Raw genomic sequence first — 2,829 nt, 5'->3', positions numbered from 1 at the left:
CAAGGGATTTCTCATGCTCCGACCCGCGCACAACCCACCACAACGTGACCCCGATCGGTGGATCCGGGTTGAGGCGGACCTTGCCGGCGGAGGACCCGGACCAGACCGGGACGGGGGCGGTGCCGGTGAACCGGGCGAAGGCGTCCTTGTCGCGGAAGCGGTGCACGCCGGCGGTCTCGCCGATGATGACCGCCGCCGAGAGCACGCCGCAGCCGGGCACCGCCAGCAGTGTCGGTGCCTGGGCGGTGACCAGAGCCTTGAGCTCTTTCTCGAGGGCGGTGATCTCGACGCTGAGGTCAGCGATCCGGGCCAGCAGCGCGCGGGCCAAGCGGGCGACGACCCCGACCTGGCTGTCGAGGAAGTCCTGGACGCGTGCGCGCGTGTTCGCCTGACGCAGCGAGCGGGTGGGCACCGGCAGGTCGGGGTCGAGCTCGTGCAGATGCCACCGCAGCTGCGAGCATGCCCGGGTGCGTTGCATGACCAGGTCACGGCGGTGGTCCGAGAGCAGCTTGACCTCCCGTGCGGGCCCGTCGAGCTCGGCGACGGGCAGGTCACGGTGACGCAGCGCGGCGATCGCGACGGCCTCGGCATCGATCGGGTCGGACTTGCCCGGGCTGCGGGCGCCTCGCCGTGCGCCGGCCATGCGTCGGGTCGGAACACGCACCACCCGCTGACCCGCGCGCAGCAGGTCGGACTCCAACCGCCGGGTCAGGTGACGACAGTCCTCGAGCGCGAACGTGACCGCCTCGTAACGGGCGGCCCAGGCCAGCAGTTGCAGGTGCCCGTCGGTGTTAGCACGCAGCGTGCACTCGCCCAGGCGGCGGCCGAGGTCGTCGACCGCGACGAAGGTATGCGTGCGTTTGTGGGAGTCGGTTCCGATCATCACCATGGCGGTGGCCTTCCTGGTCGATACTGGATGGGTCGTCCTGACCGCCGGGTGCAGCGGGCACGCCTCAATCCAGCCCGGAGCAGGCTCCTATCAAGCCACGCCACGCCCGACGGTCAGGGCGCCCGGCCGGGCCGCACATCGGAGGAACAGCCAACGACAACAGCCGCGGCAGCGAAAAAACGAGCGAACCCGACCGGACCCCCTCAGCGTGAAATTGACGCAAAGAAAGTCGCTGCCGCGCGAAGCACGGCGTTGTCCTCCTCGAGGCGGCGCACCTTGGCCCGCAGGACCTTGATCTCCTCACGCTCCGCCGGCGCCGAGACACCCGCCGTGCCGTCGCCCTGGCCGTGGCGGACCCAGCCGCGGACCGTGTCCTTCGGCAGGCCCAGCCGCGCCGAGACCGCGGCACACGCCGCCGTCACCGACGCGTACTCACTCGCCTGCTCATGGAACATCCGAACCGCACGCTCTCGCGTCGCAGCGTCATACTTCTTCGGCATACCAACATCCTCCTTGGTGGGAAACGATGCGGCATCAAACCGTGAACGCTTCAGATTGCGGCCCAGGAGCTGAAGGGCAGGTTGGAGGTGAGGATGAGGGAGGCGTGTTCGTAGCGGGAAGAGACGAGCTGGAAGAAGAGGTTGGCGGCGTCTTGTTCGAAGGGGAGGTAGCCGACCTCGTCGACGATGATGAGCCCGTAGCGGCGTCGCCGAGGAGTGTTCCCGCTTTTTGGGACAGGTGAATTAGGCTGCCAATTCGTTGATGTGTCTGTAGCCTAGTTCGTATTCGACTGGTGTCAAATATCCGAGTGTTGAATGCCTCCGAACGGTGTTGTAGTAGTTGTCGAACCAGTCCTGGCTCTCTCGCTTGAGGCGGGTGATGTCGGGCCAGGGGCGGGTGTGGATGAGCTCCTTCTTGAACGTCGCGAAGAACGACTCCGAGACCGCATTGTCGTAGCAATTATCGGTTGACCCGAGTGAGCGAGTGATGTGCTTTGTTCGGCAGTACGTGTCGAATTCGCTCGACGTGTACTGGGTCCCTCGGTCCGAGTGGAAAATGACGCCCTTGGGTGGCTGCCGGTTCTGAAGCGCCATGTCGAGGGCGTCGGTGGCCAGGGAGGTGCGCATGTGGGTGTCGATGGCCCAGCCGACCAGCGCTCGGGAGTGCAGGTCGATGACGGTGGCCAGGTAGGCCCAGCCGTCCCAGGTCTTGATGTACGTGATGTCGCCGCACCAGCGGGTGTTGGGCGCCTCGGCGGTGAAGGAGCGCCCGATCAGGTCCGGCGCGGGCACCGGCGCCTGGCCGGGCACGGTCGTGACCCGCCACGCCTTGGGGTGGCGTCCACGCAGCCCAGCGGCTCGCATCAACCGGTGCACCCGCTTGTGGGAGACGAGGTGACCGGCCGCGGCCAACCCGGCCCGCACCCGCCGCACACCGGGGTTGCCGCGTGCCTCGGCGCGGATCTTGACGATCAACGCGGTCAACCGCTCATCGAGGGTGGCCCGGGCACTGGGCGGTGCCTGACGCCAGGCGTAGTAGCCCGAGCGAGAGACGCCCAGCTCCTGACACATCAGCGCCACCGGGAACTGCTCCTGGTCAGCCCAGTCCGCGATCGCAGCGAACTTCACTGCTGGTCGTTCGCGAACCAGGTCGCCACTTTTTTGCGAAGCTCACCTGCATCTGCAGCTGCGCATTCTCGGCCTTGACGTTCTTGTTCTCCTGCCGCAGCCGGATCAGCTCAGCCCGCTCCGACTCGCTCAACGGCGCATCCGTCGGCCGAGACGACTCGCGCGCGTCTCGCTCATTCTTCACCCATTTCCCTAACGTCATCTCGTGCACGTCGATATTGTGAGGTGTGTCTGAGTCTTTGAGACATTTCGCGGGATTAATTCCCAACCAAGCCTCGGTCGTGGTCATGGTTGTTTTCCTTGCTGGGATCG

General features: G+C 66.4%; 3 protein-coding genes and 2 pseudogenes. All 5 read right to left on the bottom strand.

Features of this window, described 5'->3' with window-relative positions; translation table 11 throughout:
- Nucleotides 1-889: IS110 family RNA-guided transposase (locus ABD225_RS15785; protein WP_344087646.1), on the bottom strand; the 889-nt coding region annotated here is incomplete at its 3' end.
- A gap of 203 nt (nucleotides 890-1,092) precedes the next feature.
- A complete protein-coding gene (locus tag ABD225_RS15780; RefSeq protein WP_344087643.1) occupies nucleotides 1,093-1,389 on the bottom strand; it encodes a hypothetical protein in 297 nt (98 codons plus the stop codon).
- 56 nt (nucleotides 1,390-1,445) lie between these two features.
- Nucleotides 1,446-1,583 (bottom strand): annotated as a pseudogene (locus ABD225_RS15775) (ATP-binding protein); the annotation flags it as partial.
- 49 nt (nucleotides 1,584-1,632) lie between these two features.
- A complete protein-coding gene (locus ABD225_RS15770; RefSeq protein ID WP_344087640.1) occupies nucleotides 1,633-2,517 on the bottom strand; it encodes an IS3 family transposase in 885 nt (294 codons plus the stop codon).
- A pseudogene (locus ABD225_RS15765) lies at nucleotides 2,486-2,829 on the bottom strand (hypothetical protein); the annotation flags it as partial. The pseudogene ABD225_RS15765 and the gene ABD225_RS15770, both read right to left, overlap by 32 nt.

This window comes from Nostocoides veronense (assembly GCF_039531185.1).
Classification (GTDB): domain Bacteria; phylum Actinomycetota; class Actinomycetes; order Actinomycetales; family Dermatophilaceae; genus Nostocoides_A; species Nostocoides_A veronense.
The sequence above is the reverse complement of the archived record's forward strand: the minus strand, read 5'-3'. Positions and strand labels throughout refer to the sequence as shown.